The organism is Pseudomonas sp. RHF3.3-3 (genome assembly GCF_048069595.1).
In the GTDB taxonomy this organism is placed as follows: Bacteria; Pseudomonadota; Gammaproteobacteria; order Pseudomonadales; family Pseudomonadaceae; genus Aquipseudomonas; species Aquipseudomonas fuscovaginae_B.
On sequence record NZ_CP182250.1, the window covers coordinates 1,495,283 to 1,514,205 of the forward strand.

The following is an 18,923-nucleotide window of genomic DNA, read 5'->3' on the forward strand; positions in this document are numbered from 1 at the left end:
GATGTACAAGCTCGCCTTCTTCGTTCCACCCAGCCATGTGGAGCAGGTCAAGAGCGCCGTATTCGCCGCCGGTGGCGGACGGATCGGCGCCTATGACCACTGCGCATGGCAGGTGCTGGGCCAGGGCCAGTTCCGCCCGCTGGACGGCAGCCAGCCGTTCCTCGGGCAGACCGGTGTGGTCGAGCAGGTGGACGAGTGGAAGGTCGAGCTGGTCGTCGACGATTCACTGATTGCGGCGGTGGTGCTGGCGCTCAAGCAGAGCCATCCCTACGAAACGCCGGCGTATGAGGTCTGGCGTCTGGCCGACTTCTGAGCGTTGCCCGCAGGGCCTCGCCAACTCCCGCGGCCTGTACGCCGATCAGCAGGTGCCAGGCACCGCCTGTCAACGGGCTGATACCCTTGCAGCCGAGCGCACTCAGTTGGGCTTCGGACAACTTGTCCACATCCTCCAGTTGTACCCGCAGCCGCGTCTGGGCGACACAGTCCAGTGCCAGCACATTCTCCCTGCCTCCCAGCGCGTCCAGCCACTGTTGCAGTTGGCCGGGACTGATGGCGTTCACCTCGACGGCGACTGGGGCGCTGGCTGCCGGGAGGTGCGTGGCGGTATTGGGCAGTGCCAGGCGGATCTCGTCGGCGATGCCGTCGGCCAGCGGGCCGACCACCACTTGCAGGCTGCCGCCCTGGCCGGGGCGGACCACGGCGAGGGCCCCCAGCTCCTTCAGTTCGCTGTCCATGGCCTTGTCCCGGTCCCGCAGTTCCAGGCGCAGGCGGGTGGTGCAGGCGCCGACCGTCAGCAGGTTGTCGGCGCCGCCGAGGGCGCGGATGTAGGCTGCGGCCCGCTGGCTGTCGTCCAGTGTCTGGTTGGTCGCCGGATTGGCGATAATCTCGCGTCCCGGGGTCTTGAGGTCGAAACGCCGGATGCAGAAATCGAACACCGCGTAGTAGATCGCCGCGTAGGCCAGGCCAACCGGCAACACCAGCCAGCCATTGGTGGACTTGCCCCAGCCCAGGGCCATGTCGATGGCACCACCGGAAAAGGTGAAGCCGAGATGGATGTCGAGCAGGTTGGTGATCGCCATCGACAGCCCGGTCAACAGTGCATGAACCACATAGAGCAGCGGCGCGAGGAACATGAAGGCGAACTCGATGGGTTCGGTCACGCCGGTGAGGAACGAGGTCAGCGCCATCGACAGCAGGATGCCACCCATCAGCTTGCGCCGTTCGGGCAGGGCGTTGCGGTACATCGCCAGGCAGGCGGCGGGCAGGCCGAAGACCATCACCGGGAACATGCCGGTCATGAATTGCCCGGCCCTGGGGTCGCCGGCGAAGTAGCGTGCCAGGTCGCCGGTGACCACTCGGCCGGTGTCCGGGTCGGTGAAGCTGCCGAAGACGAACCACATCATGTTGTTGAGGATGTGGTGCAGGCCGGTGACGATCAGCAGGCGGTTGAACACGCCGAAGATGAACGCGCCGATGCTGCCGCTTTCGACCATCATCAGTCCCAGGCTGTTGATCCCGTGCTGGATCGGCGGCCAGATCAGGCCGAACACCAGCCCCAGGCCGACCGCGGAAAAGCCGGTGACGATCGGTACGAAGCGCCGGCCGCCGAAGAAGGCCAGGTATTCGGGTAGCTTGATGTCCTTGAAGCGGTTGTACAGCGCCCCGCCGAGCAGGCCGCTGATGATTCCCGCAAGCATGCCCATGTTGATCTCGGCGTCGATGACCTTCAGCGTGGCCACCAGCACCAGGTAGCCGATGACCCCCGCCAGCCCGGCGGTGCCGTTGTTGTCACGGGCGAAGCCGACGGCGATGCCGATGGCGAAGATCAGGGCCAGGTTGGTGAAGATGGCGTTGCCGGCATCGTGGATGATCGCGATGTCCAGCAGGTCGGCGTCACCCAGGCGCAGCAGCAGGCCGGCGATCGGCAGGATGGCGATGGGCAGCATCAGGGCCCGGCCGAGACGTTGCAGGCCTTCGATAAACAGCTGGTACATGTTGGCTCTCCTTATTGTTGTTATCGGTCCAGTGGCCACTGCTGGTGGCAAGCTTCGCGCACGCTCGCGGCGCTGCCGAGCTGGAGCAGCGACTGACTGATACGGCGGCATTGGGCGGCATCGAGGCTGCGCACCCGCTCCTTGATTTCGCCGATCTGTGGCGGGCTCACCGACAGCTCGGTGACGCCCAGGCCAACCAGTACCGGCGTGGCCAGCGGGTCCGAGGCAAGGGCGCCGCAGACGCCCACCCAGCGTTGGTGCCGTGCGGCCCCGGCGCAGGTGCTGGCGATCAGTTGCAGCACCGCCGGGTGCAGGGCATCGACTCGCGCCGCCAGGCCGGCATGATCACGGTCCATGGCCAGGGTGTATTGCGACAGGTCGTTGGTGCCGATGGAGAGGAAGTCGGCGTGCTCGGCCAGTTGCCCGGCCAGCAGTGCCGCGCAGGGTACTTCGATCATGACGCCCAGTTGCGGGCGCTCGCTGAGGCCCAACTCGTCGGCCAGGCGCTCCAGGCAGCGGCGAATAGGCAACAGCTCGTCGACCTCGCTGACCATGGGCAGCAGAATTCGGCAGCGTTGCATGGGGCTGACCTGCAGCAGCGCCCGCAGTTGCTGCTCCAGCAGTTCCGGCCGGGCCTGGGCCAGACGGATGCCGCGCAGGCCGAGCACCGGGTTGGCTTCAACGGGCAGCGGCAGGTAGTCGAGTTGCTTGTCGCCACCGACATCGATGGTACGGATGATCACCGGCTTGTCGCCCATGGCGTCGACCACCGCCTGGTAGGCATTCAGCTGTTCCCGTTCGTCGGGGGCGGTCTGGCGGTCGACGAAGAGGAACTCGGTGCGCAGCAGGCCGACACCGTCGGCACCACTCTGGTGGGCCTGCTGGGCTTCCTCGGCCGAGGCGACATTGGCTGCCACCTCGATCGACAGACCGTCGCGCGTATGGGCCGGCGAGAGGCTGAGTTCCTGCTGGCGCTGACGGCGCAGTTGATGGTGCTCGCGGGCGATGGCGACGCCGTCGAGGCGAGCCTGGTCGGGCGTCAGTTCGAGGCGGCCGTGATCGGCATCGAGCACCACCTGCTGGCCGGGGGCGACCTCCAGCAGCGGCGCACCCAGGGCGACCAGGCAGGGCAGGCCCTTGGCGCGGGCGAGAATGGCGACATGGGAGGTGGCCCCGCCTTCGGCCATGCACAGCCCGGCGACGTCCTGCCGGCTGATCAGCAGCAGATCGGACGGTGTCAGTTCATGGGCGGCGACGATCGCCCCCGGCGGCAGTTCGTAGTGCCAGGTGTCGCCGAGCAGGATGCGCAGTACCCGCTGGCGCAGGTCGCGCAGGTCATTGGTGCGTTCGGCGAGCAGCGGATTGCCCAGTTGCAGCAGGACCTGGCACTGGCTCTCGATCGCCTGGCTCCAGGCGTGGCTGGCGGCGCGGCCATGGGCAATGGCCTGGGCGGCGATGTCGAGCAGGGCCGGGTCTTCGAGTAGCGCCAGGTGGGCATTGAAGATCGCCTGTTCGGCATGATCCCCGCGCGCCATGGCTTGCTGCAGGGTCGTATGGATTTCCCTGCGCACCTGTTCCAGCGCGCCGGTCAAGGCCTGCCGTTGTTCCTCGACGTCATGCGGGCCGCAGTCGGGTGGCAGCTGGATGGCCTGCAGTCGCGCCAACGGACCGCTGACCAATCCTGGCGCGGCGCATACCCCGTGCAGCACACCGGCCTCGGCGGGCCGAGTGGCGATTGGCTGGGGCGGGACGGCGTGGTGGTGGTCTTCGGCCAACGGCGTTTGCAGCACCTGCAACAGGGCCTGTATGGCTGCCTCACGATCCTTGCCCCGGCAACTGACTTGCACCTGGGCCTGTTCCTCGACGCCCAGCCCCATGATGCCGATCAGGCTGTCGAGAGAGGCCGACCGATCGCCCAGATGCAGTCGCGCGCTGCAGTCGAAGCCCTGTGCCGTCTGGCGCAGCAGGGCGGCCGGCCGGGCGTGCAGACCGCCACGGTGGGCGACCCGGACACTGCCGCGGACCTCGTCGTCGCCGTTGTCCGCCATGGCCGTCGACGGCTGGGCCGACTGGCGTGGGACGACCTGCAACACGGGGTCGCCGACCTTGACCGAGTCGAGCGGTCGGGTTCGCAGCTCGTAACGTTCGCCATTGGTCAGCACCAGCGGGCTGACCAGGCTCCTGCTGTGGCGGGCGACCTGGTCCAGGTCGAATCGCAGCAGGGCCTGGCCCGCCTCGACCCGATCCCCTTCACCGACCAGCAGGACAAAGCCTTCGCCCTGCAGGGCGACGGTATCCAGGCCCAGGTGCAACAGCAGCTCGGCGCCGTTGTCGGCCCGCAGGGTCAGGGAGTGCCGGGTGCGTGCGACGTGTATGATCACCCCGGCGCAGGGCGCATGCAGGCTGTCGTTGAGCGGGTCGATGGCGATGCCTTCGCCCAGGGCACCACTGGCGAACACGGCATCGTCGATGGCCGGGAGTGGCATTACGGGACCGCTCAGCGGTGCGCCGAGGGTGAGCTCATTATTGTTGTTATGCATGGCACGGTACTCGTCAGTGGGTACGGGTGACTTTGCTCAGGTGACGCGGTTGGTCGGGGTCCATGCCGCGGGCCACGGCCAGTTGCGCGGCCATCACGTAGAAACTCTGGATCGCCAGGATCGGGTCGAGGGCCGGGTGGCGCGCGCAGGCCAGGTCCAGGTCACGCTCGGCGATGTCGGTGGGGGCGGCGAGCAGCACCCGCGCACCGCGCTGGCGCATGTCGCTGGCGAGCTTGAGCAGCCCGGCCTGCTCCGCGCCACGGGGGGCGAAGACCAGCAGTGGATAACCGGCCTCGATCAGGGCCATCGGACCGTGACGGACCTCCGCGCTGCTGAAGGCTTCCGCCTGGATCGCCGAGGTTTCCTTGAATTTCAGCGCGGCTTCCTGGGCGATGGCGAAGCCGGCGCCACGGCCGATCACCATCAGCCGTTCGCTGGCGCGCAACACCTCCAGGGCCGGGCTCCAGTCCTGTGCCGCCGCCTGTTGCAGGCCTTCGGGCAGGGCCCGGCCGGCCTCCAGCAATGCCGGGTCGTATTGCCAGTAACCCAGCAGCCGGGCGCTGGCACTGAGGGTGGCGATGAAACTCTTGGTCGCGGCGACGCTCTGTTCGGGCCCGGCCAGCAACGGGAGGGTGTATTCGCAGGCGGCCTGCAACGGTGAGTCGGGGACGTTCACCATGGCCACGCTCAGGGCCCCGCGGTCGCGCAGCAGGTGCAGGCTGTCGACCAGGTCGGGACTCTGCCCGGACTGGGAAAAGGCGAATACCGCCTGGCCGTGGACCTGCAGTGGCGAGTGCCGCAGGGTGACCACCGACATCGGCAGCGAGGCCACCGGCACGCCGGTCTGTTGCATGGTCAGGTAGGCGAAGTAGCTGGCGGCATGGTCGGAGCTGCCGCGGGCGACGGTCATCGCGACCTGGGGCGGCCGCTCGCGCAGACGCGCGCCGATGGCGATCAGTTGGTCATCGAGCCCCTGCAACTGGCGGCTGACCGCCTCATGGGAGGACAGCGCCTCTTCAAGCATTCTGCAAGTCAACGGCTTCTCCTTCGACCATTACCGCGGTCAGTGTCAGTGAGCGATCCAGGCGCACGCAGTCGGCCCAGCTCCCCGGCTGCAGGCGCCCGCGTTCGGTGAGGCCGAGATAGTCGGCGGGAAACTGCGAGAGCCGTTGCGAGGCTTCGGCGATGGGCAGGCCGATCTTCACCAGGTTGCGCAGGGCCTGGTCCATGGTCAGGGTGCTGCCGGCCAGGGTGCCATCGGCCAACCGCACGCCGCCCAGGCACTTGGTCACGGTGTGGCTGCCGAGCCGGTACTCGCCATCGGGCATGCCGGCGGCGGCGGTCGAGTCGGTCACGCAGTAGAGGCAGGGTATCGAGCGCAGTGCTACGCGCATCGCCCCCGGGTGCACGTGCAACAGATCGGGGATCAGCTCGGCGTAGCGCGCGTGGGCCAGCGCGGCCCCGACGATGCCCGGTTCGCGGTGGTGCAGCGGGCTCATGGCGTTGTACAGGTGGGTGAAACTGCTGGCCCCGGCGGCGAGGGCGGCGACGCCTTCCTCGTAGCTGCCCAGGGTGTGGCCGATCTGCATGCGAATGCCGCGTTGGCTGAGGCTGCGGATCAGGTGTTCGTGGCCGGCGATTTCCGGGGCGATGGTGATCACCCGGATCGGCGCGAGGCGCAGGTATTCATCGACTTCGGCGGCGATCGCGGTGTGGGCGAAATTCGGCTGGGCGCCGAGCTTGCCGGGGTTGATGAACGGGCCTTCTAGGTGCACGCCGAGGATACGCGCCGTGCCTGGCGGGCGTTGTTCGCAACAGGGGCCGAGTTGGGCGAGGATCGCGCCGATCTCTTCGGATGGCGCGGTCATGGTGGTCGCCAGCAGGGAGGTGGTGCCGAAGCGCAGGTGGGTGCGGGCGATGGTCTCGAAGGCATCGCCACCCTGCATGATGTCCCTGCCGCCACCGCCGTGGACATGCAGGTCGATGAAGCCCGGCAGCAGGTAGGGCAGGTCGTTGTCGGCCGGCTCGCAGGGCTCGCCTTCGATGCGCAGCACCCGGCCTTGCCGGTGGATCAGGCGACCGCGAACCCAGCCTTGGGCGGTCAGGATGTTGTCTTCGGACATGGCGGCTTCCCCGGGCTGGCTAGCGTCGCAACTCGGCGACGAAGTCGTAGTAGTCGTTGCGGCAATAGGTGTCGGTCAGTTCGATGGGGGTGTTGTCCTCCAGGTAGCCGACGCGGGTCATCAGCAGCATCGCGGTACCGGGCTCGATGCCGACCAGGGCGGCGAAGTCCGGCGAGGCATTGATCGCGCGGATATGTTGCAGCGCCCGCACCACGGGGCGGCCGATACCGTCCAGGTATTCGTAGAGCGAATCGCCGATCTTCTCCGGTTCGGGGAGCAGCGTGGCGGGCAGGGTGCTCATCTCGATCGCCATCACCGTGTCGTCGGCCTTGCGCAGGCGCTTGAGGCGCGCAACCTCGGCACTGGGCGAGAGGGCCAGGCGGATCAGCTCTTCATGGCTGGGCAGAGTGATATGGCGTTCCAGCCATTGGGAACCGGGTACGAAGCCTTTGGAACGGAGCATTTCGCTGAAGCTGGAAAGGCGTGACAGCGGCTGTTCCAGCCGTGGGGTGATGAAGGTGCCGGAGCCCTGGTTGCGACGGATCAGGCCTTGTTCGAGAAGTACCTCCAGGGCCTTGCGCGAGGTGACCCGGGAAATGCCCAGCAACTCGCTCAGGTTGCGTTCCGAGGGCAGCGCCTGTTCGGCTTTCCATTGGCCGGCATGAATGGCGGCCTCGAGGTTGCGTGCCAGCTGCAGGTACAGCGGTGTCGGTTGGGACTCGTCAGGTCGCAGGGCGAGGATCTTGTCCATGCAGGTTTTCCGATGCGGTTATTGGCGTTCTTGTGCTCGGTAGTGGTATTGAAAGTAATACCACTTGAATACCATGTCAATGCCAGTGGTCTTTCCCGAACGTAACAAAAAGCCCGGCATGGGTGGCATGCCGGGCTTTTCGCGATTGAGTGGTATCAGGGTGGTTGCACGCAGGCTCAGGGGCGGATTTCCACCAGGGTGCCGTCCTTGACCAGGTTCCACACCTCGCGCATGTCGACGTTGCGCATGCCGATGCAGCCGTCGGTCCAGTCCAGGGTATGCAGCCATTGCTCCGGGTAGTCCTCGGAGTCCGGTGTGCCGTGGATCATGATCATGCTGCCGGGGTTGACGCCCTCGCGGCGGGCGCGGGCGGCGTCGCTGATGTTCGGGTAGGAGATGTGCATCGACAGGTTGAACTTCTCGCTGGTCTTGCGCCAGTCGATCCAGTAGAACCCTTCCGGCGTGCGGCGGTCGCCCTCGATCAGCTTGGGGCCCTTGGGGTTGCGGCCCAGGGAGATCCGGTAGGTCTTCAGCGGCTTGCCGTCGTTGATCAGTTGCAACTGGTGGGCGGACTTGAGAACCAGGACTTTTTCGATGGTCCGGCCCTGCAGCGGGTCGGCGGCGGAGGCCTGGGACAGCGTGGCGAACGACAGGCAGAAGACGGCTAACAACCAACGCATTGAAACGATATCCCTGGAAAGGTGGCAGAGCGGCTTATTGTGGGTCGGCCGCCTTCGGCATCATGGGCGGCACGGCTTCGCTGCGTACCGGGAATTCCTGGGTAGGGCGGTCGGCGAAGAAGCATTCTAAGGTACGCCCGACCGTCCTGAAAGCCAGCTCTGACCAGGGGATCTCGTGCTCTTCGAACAGGCGCACTTCCAGGCTCTCGGGGCCGGCGGCGAAGTCCAGGTCGGCCAGTTCGGCGCGATAGAACACATGCACCTGGTTGATGTGCGGCACGTCGATCAGGGTGTAGATCCTCAGGTCGTTCACCCGGGCGCAGGCTTCCTCGAGCGTTTCCCGGCGTGCGGCCTGCTCCACGGTCTCGCCGTTCTCCATGAAACCCGCCGGCAGGGTCCAGTAGCCCAGCCGTGGCTCGATGGCGCGTCGGCACAGCAGCACCTGGCTGCCCCAGACCGGCAGGCAGCCGGCGACGATATTGGGATTCTGGTAATGAATGGTCTGGCAGTGGTCGCAGACAAAGCGCAGGCGCGTGTCGCCTTCGGGGATACGTTGACTGACCGGTTTGCCGCACTGGCTGCAGAACTTCATGGGCTATTCTCTGGAGGATCCGTCTATTTTTGCGTGTGCCGCTGCCTGTCGGCAAGTTGTGCATTCACGAAACAGTTGAGGGGTTGGGCGGTCTGACGGTTTGGTGCATGATGCAGGGTAAGTCAGACATCGAGATCAGCTATGCAGGATGAGCTACTTCGACGTGTAAGAGAGCATACCCCCCGGCCCCTGGAAACGGACCGACGTTTTCCGGAGGCGGCGGTATTGGTGCCGATCACGCGCAGCGAAGAGCCGGAACTGGTATTGACCCTGCGTGCCAGCGGCCTTTCGACCCATGGCGGCGAGGTGGCATTTCCCGGCGGTCGGCGCGATCCGGAAGACCCGGACCTGGTGTTCACCGCCCTGCGCGAGGCCGAGGAGGAGATCGGCCTGGCGCCGGGCCTGGTGGAGATCGTCGGGCCGTTGAGCCCGCTGGTCTCGCTGTACGGTCTCAAGGTCACGCCGTATGTCGGCCTGGTGCCGGACTTCGTCGAGTACCGGGCCAACGATGCCGAGATCGCCGCAGTGTTCAATGTGCCCTTGGCGTTCTTTCGCGAGGACCCGCGCGAGCACACTCACCGCATCGACTACCAGGGCCGCAGCTGCTATGTGCCGAGCTACCGATATGGCGAGTACAAGATCTGGGGGCTGACGGCGATCATGATCGTCGAGCTGGTCAACCTGCTGTATGACACCCGGATCGACCTGTACCAGCCACCGCAGCGCTTCATCAATCTCTGAATCCAAGCCATCGTCAGTATGGCGCCGTACCCCGAGCCGTGAGGATTACCGCATGAAATACCGTCTGGGCGACTTTCGCGTCGAAGCCCATCCGCAGAGCTGGGTGGCTCCCAATGCCGTGCTGGTGGGCAAGGTCAAGCTGCAAGAGGGCGCCAGCGTCTGGTTCAACGCCGTATTGCGCGGCGACAACGAACTGATCCTGATCGGCCCCAACAGTAACGTGCAGGATGGCACGGTGATGCACACCGACATGGGCTATCCACTGACCATCGGGACCGGCGTGACCATCGGCCATAACGCCATGCTGCATGGCTGCACCGTCGGCGACTACAGTCTGATCGGCATCAACGCGGTGATTCTCAACGGCGCGAAGATCGGCAGGCACTGCATCATCGGCGCCAATGCGCTGATCGGTGAGAACAAGGAAATCCCCGACGGCTCGCTGGTCATGGGCTCGCCGGGCAAGGTGGTGCGCGAACTGACCGAGCAGCAGAAGAAGATGCTCGAAGCCAGCGCGGCCCATTACGTGCATAACGCGCAACGGTATGCCCGCGACCTGCAGGAAGACCAGGCATGAGCACGACCGAACGCCCGGTGGCCTCGCCCTGCGTGAGCATCTGCGCGCTGGACGAGCAGGACATCTGTACCGGCTGCCAGCGCACGGCAGGGGAAATCAGCCGCTGGGGGCGGATGGACAACGCCGAGCGACGCGAGGTCCTGGGGCGCTGTCATGAGCGGGCCAGGGCGGCCGGCGTTCTGTGGACGTTAGCCAGTCCAGCGGTGTCCTGACGGGCGTATTCGCGGGCAAGCCCTGCTCCTACAGGATTTGCGCCAAACGCCAAATCTGCACACGCCCGTCCCCGGGATTTGCGCCAAACGTCAAATCTGCACACGCCCGTCCCCGGGATTTGCGCCAAACGTCAAATCTGCACACGCCCGTCCCCGGGATTTGCGCCAAACGTCAAATCTGCACACGCCCGTCCCCGGGATTTGCGCCAAACGTCAAATCTGCAAACGCCCGTCCCCGGGATTTGCGCCAAACGTCAAATCTGCACACGCCCGTCCCTGGGATTTGCGTCAAACGCCAATTCTGCATGCGGCCCGTCCCTTGTAGGAGCCGGGCTTGCCCGCGAATACGCCCGTAAGCCTTGCGCCCAGTCCAGCATCTGCACCGGCGGCAGTGTCCCTATGCCGGCGACGGCTCCAACGCGGTTATCGCCAGGCGCCGGCTCCTGCAGTACCCTGTGCGGCTATATCGACAGGTAATCCGTCCATTCCATGTTCTTTCTCATCGCCTACATCGCCAGCGTCGTGCTGATCAACTTCGCGTTTTCCAGCGCGCCGCACCTGGACATCATCTGGTCGGCCTGGGGCGGGTTGGTGTTCGTGCTCCGGGACATGGTGCAAACCCGCTTCGGCCATGGTGCGATCGTCGCCATGCTGGTGGCGTTGCTGTTGTCCTACGTCACCTCCGACCCGGCCATTGCCCTGGCCAGTGCCACGGCCTTCGCCGTGTCCGAGTGCATCGACTGGCTGGTGTTCACCATCACCCGACGCCCTCTGCACGACCGTCTGTGGATCAGTTCGGCCCTGAGCATCCCGCTGGATACCTTCATCTTCTTCGGCCTGATCGATGCCCTGACGCCCGGGGTGATTCTCACCGCGTTGGGCTCCAAGTTCGCCGGGGTCACCGTGGTCTGGCTGGCCATGGCCTGGCGCCAGCGCAAGGCCGTTCATCAGGACGCCCTGAAGGGATAGCCCGAACGGGGCGCAGGCCATACAGGCGAACCGCCGCAGTTCATGTAAAATGCCCGCCTTTCTTCCCAGCAGGTGCCCGGTGAGCGGGTGCCTTCGATGATCCGTTTCCTCGAGGACCTGAAATGACCCGTATCGGAACTCCACTGTCGCCGACCGCGACTCGCGTATTGCTTTGTGGCTGTGGTGAGCTGGGCAAGGAAGTGGTGATCGAGCTGCAACGCCTGGGTGCCGAGGTGATTGCCGTCGATCGCTATGCGAGCGCGCCGGCCATGCAGGTCGCCCACCGCAGCCACGTGATCAACATGCTCGATGGCGCGGCCCTGCGCGCGGTGATCGAAGCCGAGAAGCCGCACTTCATCGTGCCGGAGATCGAGGCCATCGCCACCGCCACCCTGGTGGAACTGGAGACCGAAGGGTTCACCGTGGTGCCGACCGCCCGTGCCGCACAACTGACCATGAACCGCGAAGGCATCCGTCGCCTGGCCGCCGAAGAGCTGAAGCTGCCGACCTCGCCGTACCACTTCGCCGACACCTTCGAGGACTACAGCAAGGCGGTCCAGGACCTCGGCTTCCCCTGCGTGGTCAAGCCGGTGATGAGTTCCTCGGGCAAGGGCCAGAGCCTGCTGCGCAGCGTCGATGACGTGCAGAAGGCCTGGGACTATGCCCAGGAAGGCGGGCGTGCCGGCAAGGGCCGGGTGATCGTCGAGGGCTTCATCGATTTCGACTACGAAATCACCCTGCTGACCGTGCGCCACATCGGCGGCACCACGTTCTGCGCGCCGGTCGGCCACCGTCAGGAAAAGGGCGACTACCAGGAGTCCTGGCAGCCGCAGGCCATGAGTCCGGTGGCGCTGGCCGAGTCGGAGCGGGTCGCCAAGGCGGTCACCGAGGCCCTGGGCGGCCGTGGCATGTTCGGCGTCGAGCTGTTCATCAAGGGCGACCAGGTGTGGTTCAGCGAAGTGTCGCCGCGCCCGCATGACACCGGCATGGTCACCATGATTTCCCAGGATCTGTCGCAGTTCGCCCTGCACGCCCGGGCCATTCTCGGCCTGCCGATCCCGTTGATCCGTCAGTTCGGTCCATCGGCCTCGGCCGTGATCCTGGTCGAGGGCCAGTCGACCCAGACCGCTTTCGCCAACCTCGGCGCAGCCCTGAGCGAGCCGGATACAGCCCTGCGCCTGTTCGGCAAGCCGGAAGTCAACGGCCAGCGCCGCATGGGCGTGGCCCTGGCGCGTGACGAGTCGATCGAAGCGGCGCGGGCCAAGGCGACCCGTGCGGCTCAGGCGGTGGTTGTAGAGCTTTAAAACCGCGTCGTCCTATTCGCGCACAAGCCCGGCGCCTACAGGTCACCGCCGTACCTGTAGGCGCCGGGCTTCTCGGGACGCCGCACCGCCGCGAACCGCCAACGGCGGCCATACCCCACCGCTATCAGCCGACCTTGTCCAGATCGCTGTAGCGTGTCTCCCTCAGGCACAGAATGGCAATCAGGCTCAGCACCGCCGCCGCCGACACATACCCGCCGACCCAGCTCAAACCACCCATTGTCACCAGCTTCTGCGCAAAGAACGGCGCGGCCGAGGCCCCGACGATACCGCCCAGGTTATAGGCCGCCGAAGCACCGGTATAACGCACGTGAGTGGGAAAAAGCTCCGGCAGCAGCGCACCCATCGGGGCGAACGTCACCCCCATCAGGAACAGCTCCAGGCTCAGGAACAGCGCGACGCCCCAGGTCGAGCCGTGGCCCAGCAGCGGTTCCATGCTGAAGCCGGACAGCAGTGCCAGCAGCGCACCGACGATCAGCACCGGCTTGCGTCCGAAGCGGTCGCTGGCCCAGGCCGCCAGTGGCGTGGCTGCCGCCATGAACAGCACGGCAAAGCACAGCAGGCCGAGGAAGGTCTCGCGGCTGTAGCCGAGGTTGGCGACACCGTAGCTCAGTGAGAATACCGCCGAGATATAGAACAGCGCGTAACACACCACCATGGCCACCGAGCCCAGCAGCACCGGTACCCAGTAGCGGCTGAACAGCTCGACCAGCGGCATCTTCACCCGTTCGTGACGTGCCACGGCATTGGCGAAGATCGGCGTTTCCTCGAGCTTGAGGCGCACATAGAGGCCGACGATCACCAGCACGGCGCTGAGCAGGAACGGAATCCGCCAGCCCCACGAGCGGAACTGCTCGTCGCTGAGGCTCATGGCGAGGATCAGGAACAGGCCGTTGGCCGCGAGGAAGCCGATCGAAGGGCCCAACTGCGGGAACATGCCGAACCAGGCACGTTTGCCCTCGGGGGCGTTCTCGGTCGCCAGCAACGCGGCGCCGCCCCATTCCCCGCCGAGCCCGAGGCCCTGGCCGAAGCGCAGCAGGCACAGCAGCAGCGGTGCCCACGCGCCAATGCTGGAGTAGCCGGGCAGCACGCCGATCAGCGTGGTGCACACGCCCATCAGCAGCAGCGAGGCGACCAGGGTCGACTTGCGCCCGATCCGGTCACCGAAGTGGCCGAACAGGATCGAGCCCAACGGGCGGGCGAGAAAGGCGATGCCGAAGGTCAGGAACGCCGACAGCATCTGTGCGGTACTGTCGGTCTGGGGGAAGAACACCGGTCCGATCACCAGCGCAGCGGCGGTGGCGTAGACATAGAAGTCGTAGAACTCGATGGCGGTACCGATGAAGCTGGCGGTCGCGACCCGGGCAGTGGAGTTCAGCGGTGTGGTCGATGGGGCGTCGAGGGTGGTGCTGGCAGTCATTACGCGGTTCCCTGAAAGTCTTGCTCGTAGGAATTGTTAGTAGTGAACACCCAGGGATAAGGGCTTGTGCCGGGCCGGTCGGGGTTCTGTCCGGCGCCGGGGGAGTTGCAGCGTGCAGGGCCGGAGGGCGGGTTGCGGGTGGGCAGGCGGTCCGGTGAGGCTGGGTAAGCCGATTCGATTATAGGAAGCCGCCCATGCATCGAACAAGAGCACCGCTCACCCGTGTAGCACCCGCCCCTGCCCGAGCCGGCTTGCTGGCGAGGGCGTTCTCGCCGGCACCATGGGCAGACGGGCTGAATGCCATAAGTGAAGGTGCTGCTTCGTCAGGGAGACGGAGGCGTGGGGGGCGCGCTGGTATGCCAGGCCAGCACCCGGCTGACCCTGTTGTCCTCGGTTTCGAGGATCTCCAGGCGATAACGGCCGATCTTCAGGCAGACCGCGCTCTCCGGGATGGTCTCCAGGGCTTCGGTGACCAGCCCGTTGAGGGTCTTGGGGCCGTCGCAGGGCAGGTGCCAGCCCAGGCTCTTGTTCAGCTCGCGGATCGAGGCGGCACCTTCGATCACCAGTCGGCCATCGGCCTGGGGGTGGATGTGCGGGTTGTCGAGGCTGTGCTCGTTTTCGAATTCGCCGACGATCTCTTCGAGAATGTCTTCCAGGGTGACGATGCCCAGCACTTCGCCGTATTCATCCACGACCATGCCCAGGCGCCGCTGCTGCTTGTGGAAATTCAGCAACTGCAATTGCAGCGGGGTGCTTTCCGGAACGAAGTAGGGCTCATGGCAGGCGCTCAGCAGGGCGGGCAGGGTCAGGCTGGCATCGGGCAGCAGATGGCGGACCTGGCGGGTGTTGAGCACCGCTTCGACCTGGTTGATATCACTGTGGAACACCGGCAGGCGGGTGCGCTTGCTGTTGCGCAACTGCACGATGATGTCTTCGATCGGGTCGTCCAGGTTGATCCCGTCCACTTCGCTGCGCGGCACCAGGATGTCATTGACCGTGATGTTGTCCAGCGCGTGAATCCCGGACAGCAACTGTGGCCGGGTCGAATGTTCCTTGCCGGGCTCCTCCAGATCGACCGGCGGCATGTCCTCGTCGCTCTGCCTGACCGCGCCGGCCTTGCTGATGAAGGGCTTGAGCAGCAGGCGGGCGCTGCCGTTCAGCAACCAGGCCGCGGGATAGACGATCTTCAGGGGGATTCCGAGCAGGGCATTGCCGACCGCGAGCATGGCTTCGGGGTAGCGGGCGGCGAGCAGGCGCGGCAGGTAGTCGGCCAGCACCAGCAGGGCGACGGCACTGCCCAGGCAGGCCAGCCAGGGGCCGTGGTTGCCCCAGAGCAGCAGCGAGAGCAGGGTGGCGATGATCACCACGACGATGCGGCACAGAGTGTTGCAGAGGATCAGGCTTTCACGCGGGAAACTCAGGCGGGCCGCTGGCCTGTCCCCGGCGCGGGAGGCCGGACGCTGGGCCGTGAGCAGATGCTGGGCGACCTCGATGGCGGTGAACAGCGCCGACCACAGGATCAGCAGGGCCAATACGGCGAGCATCGGCCCGGCGGGCAGGTTGTCCATGTTCTCGGCCCGTCAGATGTGCAGGATGTATTCGCGAACCAGCTTGCTGCCGAAATAGGCCAGCATCAGCAGGCAGAAGCCGGCCAGGGTCCAGCGGATTGCCTTGTGCCCGCGCCAGCCGAGGCGGTTGCGCCCCCACAGCAGTACGCTGAACACCACCCAGGCCAGGCAGGCCAGCAGGGTCTTGTGCACCAGGTGCTGGGCGAACAGGTTCTCGACGAACAGCCAGCCGGAGATCAGCGACAGTGACAGCAGGGTCCAGCCGGCCCAGAGGAAACCGAACAGCAGGCTTTCCATGGTCTGCAGCGGCGGGAAGTTGCGGATCAGGCCCGAGGGGTGCTTGTTCTTCAACTGGTGGTCCTGCAACAGCAGCAGCAAGGACTGGAACACCGCGATGGTGAACATGCCGTAGGCGAGGATCGACAGCAGGATGTGCGCGAGGATGCCCGGCTCCTCGTCGATGATCTGTACCGTGCCCGATGGCGCGAACTGCGCGAGCAATACGGTCAGCAGCCCCAGCGGGAACAGCAGGAGCAGCAGGTTCTCCACGGGAATCCGCAGGCAGGCGACCAGGGTCAGGGCAATCACCGCGACGGCGATCAGGCTGGCGGCATTGAAGAAATCCAGGCCCAGGCCGACCGGGGTCGCCAGGTGGGCGCACAAGGCGATGGCGTGGGCCAGTACGGCGAAGGCGCCGAGCCCGACCAGCAGGCGCTTGTCGGCCTTGGCGCGCTGGCGCAGACGCGCGCCTTGATAGAGGGCCGCGGCGGCATACAGGCAGGCTGCGGCAATGCTGGTCAGAAAACTGGGTGACAGAGGAGACATAAGTCCTGTGAAGCAAGCCCGAAAGGGGCTGAGTTTGGCATATAACCGCCAGTCCACGAAAGACCGTGGCGCTAGTGCCGCGCACGCAGTCTCGTTATAATTCGCGATCTGCCCACGCTGCAGGCTCGCCAGGCGCATTTTTCCGTTCGCCGGCGGCCCATTACCTCAGTGGCTTCAAAGGATCGCGCATGTTTGAAAACCTGACCGACCGTCTCTCGCAGACGCTGCGCCATGTCACCGGCAAGGCCAAGCTGACCGAGGACAATATCAAAGACACCCTGCGTGAAGTGCGCATGGCGTTGCTCGAAGCCGACGTCGCCCTGCCGGTGGTGAAGGACTTCGTCAATTCGGTCAAGGAGCGCGCGGTCGGTACCGAAGTCTCGCGCAGCCTGACGCCGGGCCAGGCGTTCGTGAAGATCGTCCAGGCCGAACTCGAAAGCCTGATGGGCGCGGCCAACGAGGACCTGAACCTCGCCGCCGTGCCGCCTGCGGTCATCCTGATGGCCGGTTTGCAGGGCGCGGGCAAGACCACCACCGCCGGCAAGCTGGCGCGCTTCCTCAAGGAGCGCAAGAAGAAAAGCGTGATGGTGGTGTCGGCGGACGTCTACCGCCCGGCCGCGATCAAGCAGCTGGAAACCCTGGCCAACGATATCGGCGTGACCTTTTTCCCGTCCGACATCAGCCAGAAGCCGGTGGCCATCGCCGAAGCGGCTATCCGGGAAGCGCGGCTGAAGTTCATCGACGTGGTGATCGTCGACACCGCCGGCCGCCTGCACGTCGACGCCGAGATGATGGTCGAGATCCAGCAGTTGCACGCGGCCATCAAACCGGTGGAGACCCTGTTCGTCGTCGACGCCATGACCGGCCAGGACGCGGCCAATACGGCCAAGGCCTTCGGCGATGCGCTGCCGCTGACCGGCGTGGTCCTGACCAAGGTCGACGGTGATGCCCGTGGCGGTGCCGCGCTGTCGGTTCGCGCCATTACCGGCAAGCCGATCAAGTTCATCGGTATGGGTGAAAAGAGCGAAGCGCTCGATCCCTTCCACCCGGACCGGATCGCGTCGCGAATCCTCGGCATGGGCGACGTGCTCAGCCTGATCGAGCAGGCCGAACAGACCCTCGACAAGGAAAAGGCCGACAAGCTGGCCAAGAAACTGAAGAAGGGCAAGGGCTTCGACCTCGAAGACTTCCGCGATCAGTTGCAACAGATGAAGAACATGGGCGGCCTCGGCGGCCTGATGGACAAGCTGCCGAACATCGGCGGCGTGAACCTGGCGCAGATGGGCAACGCCCAGAATGCGGCGGAGAAGCAATTCAAGCAGATGGAAGCCATCATCAATTCCATGACCCCGGCCGAGCGCCGCGATCCCGAGCTGATCAGCGGCTCGCGCAAGCGCCGGATCGCGTTGGGTTCCGGTACCCAGGTGCAGGACATCGGCCGCTTGATCAAGCAGCACAAGCAGATGCAGAAGATGATGAAGAAATTCACCGCCAAGGGCGGCATGGCCAAGATGATGCGCGGTCTTGGTGGCATGCTGCCGGGTGGTGGCATGCCGAAAATGTAAGGAATCTGCGCCGGCCGTCGTGTCGGCGTTGCCCCGCAGGGATGCGGGGAAATCCAGCCAACCCGCATTGGCGGGGGCTGACCCGCCGTTCATCGCAACGGCTTCATGGCAGGTCTCTATTGCACGGCGCTGGACGCCGGAAAAAGGCATTGGCAAAAGTCCGGATATTCCTTAGAATATGCGGCCTTTCGGGCACCCATGCCCGCTGTGCATTTAGATTTGCAGCACCGACTACAGGAACGATGTTCACATGCTAACAATCCGTCTTGCCCTTGGCGGCTCCAAGAAGCGCCCGTTTTACCACCTGACCGTAACCGACAGCCGCAACGCTCGTGACGGTTCGCACAAAGAACAAGTGGGTTTCTTCAACCCGATTGCTCGCGGCCAGGAAGTTCGTTTGTCCGTGAACCAAGAGCGCGTCAACTACTGGTTGAGCGTTGGTGCACAACCTTCTGAGCGTGTTGCTCAGTTGCTGAAGGAAAACGCCAAGGCTGCGGCCTGAGCGATATGAACGCGACGCCTGCTTCTACCGATGATCTGATCGTTATCGGCAAGATCTACTCTGTTCATGGCGTTCGCGGCGAAGTAAAGGTCTATTCCTTTACGGATCCGATCAAGAACCTGTTGAACTACAAGACCTGGACGCTCAAGCGCGAGGGCAGTGTGAAACAGGTGGAGCTGGTCAGTGGACGCGGGAACGAAAAGTTCCTGGTCGCGAAGCTCAAGGGTCTCGATGATCGTGAAGAAGCTCGTCTTCTGGCCGGTTATGAGATCTGCGTGCCAAGCAGCCTGTTCCCTGAGCTGACCGACGGCGAGTACTACTGGTACCAGCTGGAAGGTCTCAAGGTCATCGACACCCTCGGGCAACTGCTCGGGAAGATCGATCACCTGCTCGAAACCGGCTCGAATGATGTCATGGTGGTCAAGCCTTGTCCGGGCAGCCTGGATGATCGCGAACGCCTGTTGCCGTATACCGAGCAATGCGTGTTGGCTGTCGACCTTGCCGCTGGCGAGATGAAGGTGGATTGGGACGCGGACTTCTAA

The 18,923-nt window shown here is 65.2% G+C and carries 19 protein-coding genes; 9 read left to right on the plus strand and 10 right to left on the minus strand.

Annotated features, from left to right (window positions below):
• Position 1 precedes the first annotated feature (1 nt).
• On the plus strand, positions 2-313 hold the full coding sequence (locus ACMGT0_RS06750; protein WP_054061882.1) for a YqfO family protein: 312 nt from the start codon (positions 2-4) through the stop codon (positions 311-313).
• On the opposite strand, the gene nagE is transcribed toward ACMGT0_RS06750, so the two are convergent.
• From nagE to ACMGT0_RS06785, 7 genes are all read right to left on the minus strand, one after another.
• A complete protein-coding gene (nagE, locus tag ACMGT0_RS06755; RefSeq protein ID WP_416771951.1) occupies positions 252-1,994 on the minus strand; it encodes an N-acetylglucosamine-specific PTS transporter subunit IIBC in 1,743 nt (580 codons plus the stop codon). The two genes, ACMGT0_RS06750 and nagE, sit on opposite strands and share 62 nt — an antisense overlap.
• A 20-nt stretch (positions 1,995-2,014) precedes the next feature.
• Positions 2,015-4,534, minus strand: a complete 2,520-nt coding sequence (gene ptsP, locus ACMGT0_RS06760) for a phosphoenolpyruvate--protein phosphotransferase (RefSeq protein WP_416771952.1) — start codon at positions 4,532-4,534, stop codon at positions 2,015-2,017.
• A 13-nt stretch (positions 4,535-4,547) separates the two neighbouring features.
• On the minus strand, positions 4,548-5,570 hold the full coding sequence (locus tag ACMGT0_RS06765) for an SIS domain-containing protein (RefSeq protein ID WP_152974370.1): 1,023 nt from the start codon (positions 5,568-5,570) through the stop codon (positions 4,548-4,550).
• Positions 5,551-6,657 carry an N-acetylglucosamine-6-phosphate deacetylase gene (gene nagA, locus ACMGT0_RS06770; protein ID WP_054061878.1) on the minus strand — a complete coding sequence of 369 codons (1,107 nt, stop codon included), beginning with the start codon at positions 6,655-6,657 and terminating at the stop codon, positions 5,551-5,553. Before nagA ends, ACMGT0_RS06765 begins: the two co-directional genes overlap by 20 nt.
• A 19-nt stretch (positions 6,658-6,676) precedes the next feature.
• A complete protein-coding gene (locus ACMGT0_RS06775; protein WP_054059208.1) occupies positions 6,677-7,408 on the minus strand; it encodes a GntR family transcriptional regulator in 732 nt (243 codons plus the stop codon).
• 176 nt (positions 7,409-7,584) lie between these two features.
• Positions 7,585-8,088, minus strand: a complete 504-nt coding sequence (locus ACMGT0_RS06780) for a L,D-transpeptidase family protein (protein ID WP_054061877.1) — start codon at positions 8,086-8,088, stop codon at positions 7,585-7,587.
• Between the two features lie 34 nt (positions 8,089-8,122).
• Positions 8,123-8,680, minus strand: coding sequence for an NUDIX hydrolase (locus tag ACMGT0_RS06785; protein ID WP_054059206.1), 558 nt, complete (start codon positions 8,678-8,680; stop codon positions 8,123-8,125).
• A gap of 141 nt (positions 8,681-8,821) precedes the next feature.
• Here ACMGT0_RS06785 and ACMGT0_RS06790 point away from each other — a divergent pair, with 141 nt between their 5' ends.
• The 5 genes from ACMGT0_RS06790 to purT all read left to right on the plus strand — a co-directional run bounded on the left by ACMGT0_RS06790 (position 8,822) and on the right by purT (position 12,483).
• On the plus strand, positions 8,822-9,421 hold the full coding sequence (locus tag ACMGT0_RS06790) for a CoA pyrophosphatase (protein WP_054059205.1): 600 nt from the start codon (positions 8,822-8,824) through the stop codon (positions 9,419-9,421).
• Positions 9,422-9,473: 52 nt separating this feature from the next.
• Entirely contained in the window at positions 9,474-9,998 is a 525-nt protein-coding gene (locus ACMGT0_RS06795) for a gamma carbonic anhydrase family protein (RefSeq protein WP_054059204.1), read from the plus strand.
• Positions 9,995-10,210: a DUF1289 domain-containing protein gene (locus ACMGT0_RS06800; RefSeq protein WP_054059203.1), complete on the plus strand. Its 216-nt coding sequence runs from the start codon at positions 9,995-9,997 to the stop codon at positions 10,208-10,210. Before ACMGT0_RS06795 ends, ACMGT0_RS06800 begins: the two co-directional genes overlap by 4 nt.
• A 489-nt stretch (positions 10,211-10,699) precedes the next feature.
• On the plus strand, positions 10,700-11,179 hold the full coding sequence (locus ACMGT0_RS06805) for a preQ0 transporter (RefSeq protein ID WP_054059202.1): 480 nt from the start codon (positions 10,700-10,702) through the stop codon (positions 11,177-11,179).
• Positions 11,180-11,301: 122 nt separating this feature from the next.
• Positions 11,302-12,483, plus strand: a complete 1,182-nt coding sequence (gene purT / locus ACMGT0_RS06810) for a formate-dependent phosphoribosylglycinamide formyltransferase (RefSeq protein WP_416771954.1) — start codon at positions 11,302-11,304, stop codon at positions 12,481-12,483.
• 124 nt (positions 12,484-12,607) lie between these two features.
• Here purT and ACMGT0_RS06815 read toward each other — a convergent pair whose 3' ends face one another.
• From ACMGT0_RS06815 to ACMGT0_RS06825, 3 genes are all read right to left on the minus strand, one after another.
• Positions 12,608-13,921, minus strand: coding sequence for an MFS transporter (locus tag ACMGT0_RS06815; protein WP_416771955.1), 1,314 nt, complete (start codon positions 13,919-13,921; stop codon positions 12,608-12,610).
• Positions 13,922-14,244: 323 nt separating this feature from the next.
• On the minus strand, positions 14,245-15,489 hold the full coding sequence (locus ACMGT0_RS06820; RefSeq protein WP_054059199.1) for a transporter associated domain-containing protein: 1,245 nt from the start codon (positions 15,487-15,489) through the stop codon (positions 14,245-14,247).
• 12 nt (positions 15,490-15,501) lie between these two features.
• Positions 15,502-16,314 carry a cytochrome C assembly family protein gene (locus tag ACMGT0_RS06825; RefSeq protein WP_054059198.1) on the minus strand — a complete coding sequence of 271 codons (813 nt, stop codon included), beginning with the start codon at positions 16,312-16,314 and terminating at the stop codon, positions 15,502-15,504.
• A 188-nt stretch (positions 16,315-16,502) separates the two neighbouring features.
• Here ACMGT0_RS06825 and ffh point away from each other — a divergent pair, with 188 nt between their 5' ends.
• The 3 genes from ffh (at position 16,503) to rimM (ending at position 18,923) form a co-directional block, all read left to right on the plus strand.
• Positions 16,503-17,879 (plus strand): signal recognition particle protein, encoded by a 1,377-nt coding sequence (ffh, locus tag ACMGT0_RS06830; RefSeq protein ID WP_054059197.1) that lies wholly within the window; start codon positions 16,503-16,505, stop codon positions 17,877-17,879.
• Positions 17,880-18,129: 250 nt separating this feature from the next.
• On the plus strand, positions 18,130-18,381 hold the full coding sequence (gene rpsP, locus ACMGT0_RS06835) for a 30S ribosomal protein S16 (protein WP_017904965.1): 252 nt from the start codon (positions 18,130-18,132) through the stop codon (positions 18,379-18,381).
• A 5-nt stretch (positions 18,382-18,386) separates the two neighbouring features.
• Complete coding sequence (rimM, locus tag ACMGT0_RS06840; protein ID WP_054059196.1) at positions 18,387-18,923, plus strand: ribosome maturation factor RimM; 537 nt, start codon at positions 18,387-18,389, stop codon at positions 18,921-18,923.

What these genes read in the sequence shown, in the direction of transcription:
- ACMGT0_RS06795 (WP_054059204.1), top strand. Translation starts at nt 9,474, where the DNA reads ATGAAATACCGTCTGGGCGACTTTCGCGTCGAAGCCCATCCGCAGAGC.
- rimM (WP_054059196.1), top strand. Translation starts at nt 18,387, where the DNA reads ATGAACGCGACGCCTGCTTCTACCGATGATCTGATCGTTATCGGCAAG.
- ACMGT0_RS06805 (WP_054059202.1), top strand. Translation starts at nt 10,700, where the DNA reads ATGTTCTTTCTCATCGCCTACATCGCCAGCGTCGTGCTGATCAACTTC.
- ACMGT0_RS06825 (WP_054059198.1), bottom strand. Translation starts at nt 16,314, where the DNA reads ATGTCTCCTCTGTCACCCAGTTTTCTGACCAGCATTGCCGCAGCCTGC.
- ptsP (WP_416771952.1), bottom strand. Translation starts at nt 4,534, where the DNA reads ATGCATAACAACAATAATGAGCTCACCCTCGGCGCACCGCTGAGCGGT.
- rpsP (WP_017904965.1), top strand. Translation starts at nt 18,130, where the DNA reads ATGCTAACAATCCGTCTTGCCCTTGGCGGCTCCAAGAAGCGCCCGTTT.
- ACMGT0_RS06750 (WP_054061882.1), top strand. Translation starts at nt 2, where the DNA reads ATGTACAAGCTCGCCTTCTTCGTTCCACCCAGCCATGTGGAGCAGGTC.
- purT (WP_416771954.1), top strand. Translation starts at nt 11,302, where the DNA reads ATGACCCGTATCGGAACTCCACTGTCGCCGACCGCGACTCGCGTATTG.
- nagE (WP_416771951.1), bottom strand. Translation starts at nt 1,994, where the DNA reads ATGTACCAGCTGTTTATCGAAGGCCTGCAACGTCTCGGCCGGGCCCTG.
- nagA (WP_054061878.1), bottom strand. Translation starts at nt 6,657, where the DNA reads ATGTCCGAAGACAACATCCTGACCGCCCAAGGCTGGGTTCGCGGTCGC.
- ACMGT0_RS06800 (WP_054059203.1), top strand. Translation starts at nt 9,995, where the DNA reads ATGAGCACGACCGAACGCCCGGTGGCCTCGCCCTGCGTGAGCATCTGC.
- ACMGT0_RS06790 (WP_054059205.1), top strand. Translation starts at nt 8,822, where the DNA reads ATGCAGGATGAGCTACTTCGACGTGTAAGAGAGCATACCCCCCGGCCC.
- ACMGT0_RS06815 (WP_416771955.1), bottom strand. Translation starts at nt 13,921, where the DNA reads ATGACTGCCAGCACCACCCTCGACGCCCCATCGACCACACCGCTGAAC.
- ACMGT0_RS06780 (WP_054061877.1), bottom strand. Translation starts at nt 8,088, where the DNA reads ATGCGTTGGTTGTTAGCCGTCTTCTGCCTGTCGTTCGCCACGCTGTCC.
- ACMGT0_RS06775 (WP_054059208.1), bottom strand. Translation starts at nt 7,408, where the DNA reads ATGGACAAGATCCTCGCCCTGCGACCTGACGAGTCCCAACCGACACCG.
- ACMGT0_RS06820 (WP_054059199.1), bottom strand. Translation starts at nt 15,489, where the DNA reads ATGGACAACCTGCCCGCCGGGCCGATGCTCGCCGTATTGGCCCTGCTG.
- ACMGT0_RS06785 (WP_054059206.1), bottom strand. Translation starts at nt 8,680, where the DNA reads ATGAAGTTCTGCAGCCAGTGCGGCAAACCGGTCAGTCAACGTATCCCC.
- ffh (WP_054059197.1), top strand. Translation starts at nt 16,503, where the DNA reads ATGTTTGAAAACCTGACCGACCGTCTCTCGCAGACGCTGCGCCATGTC.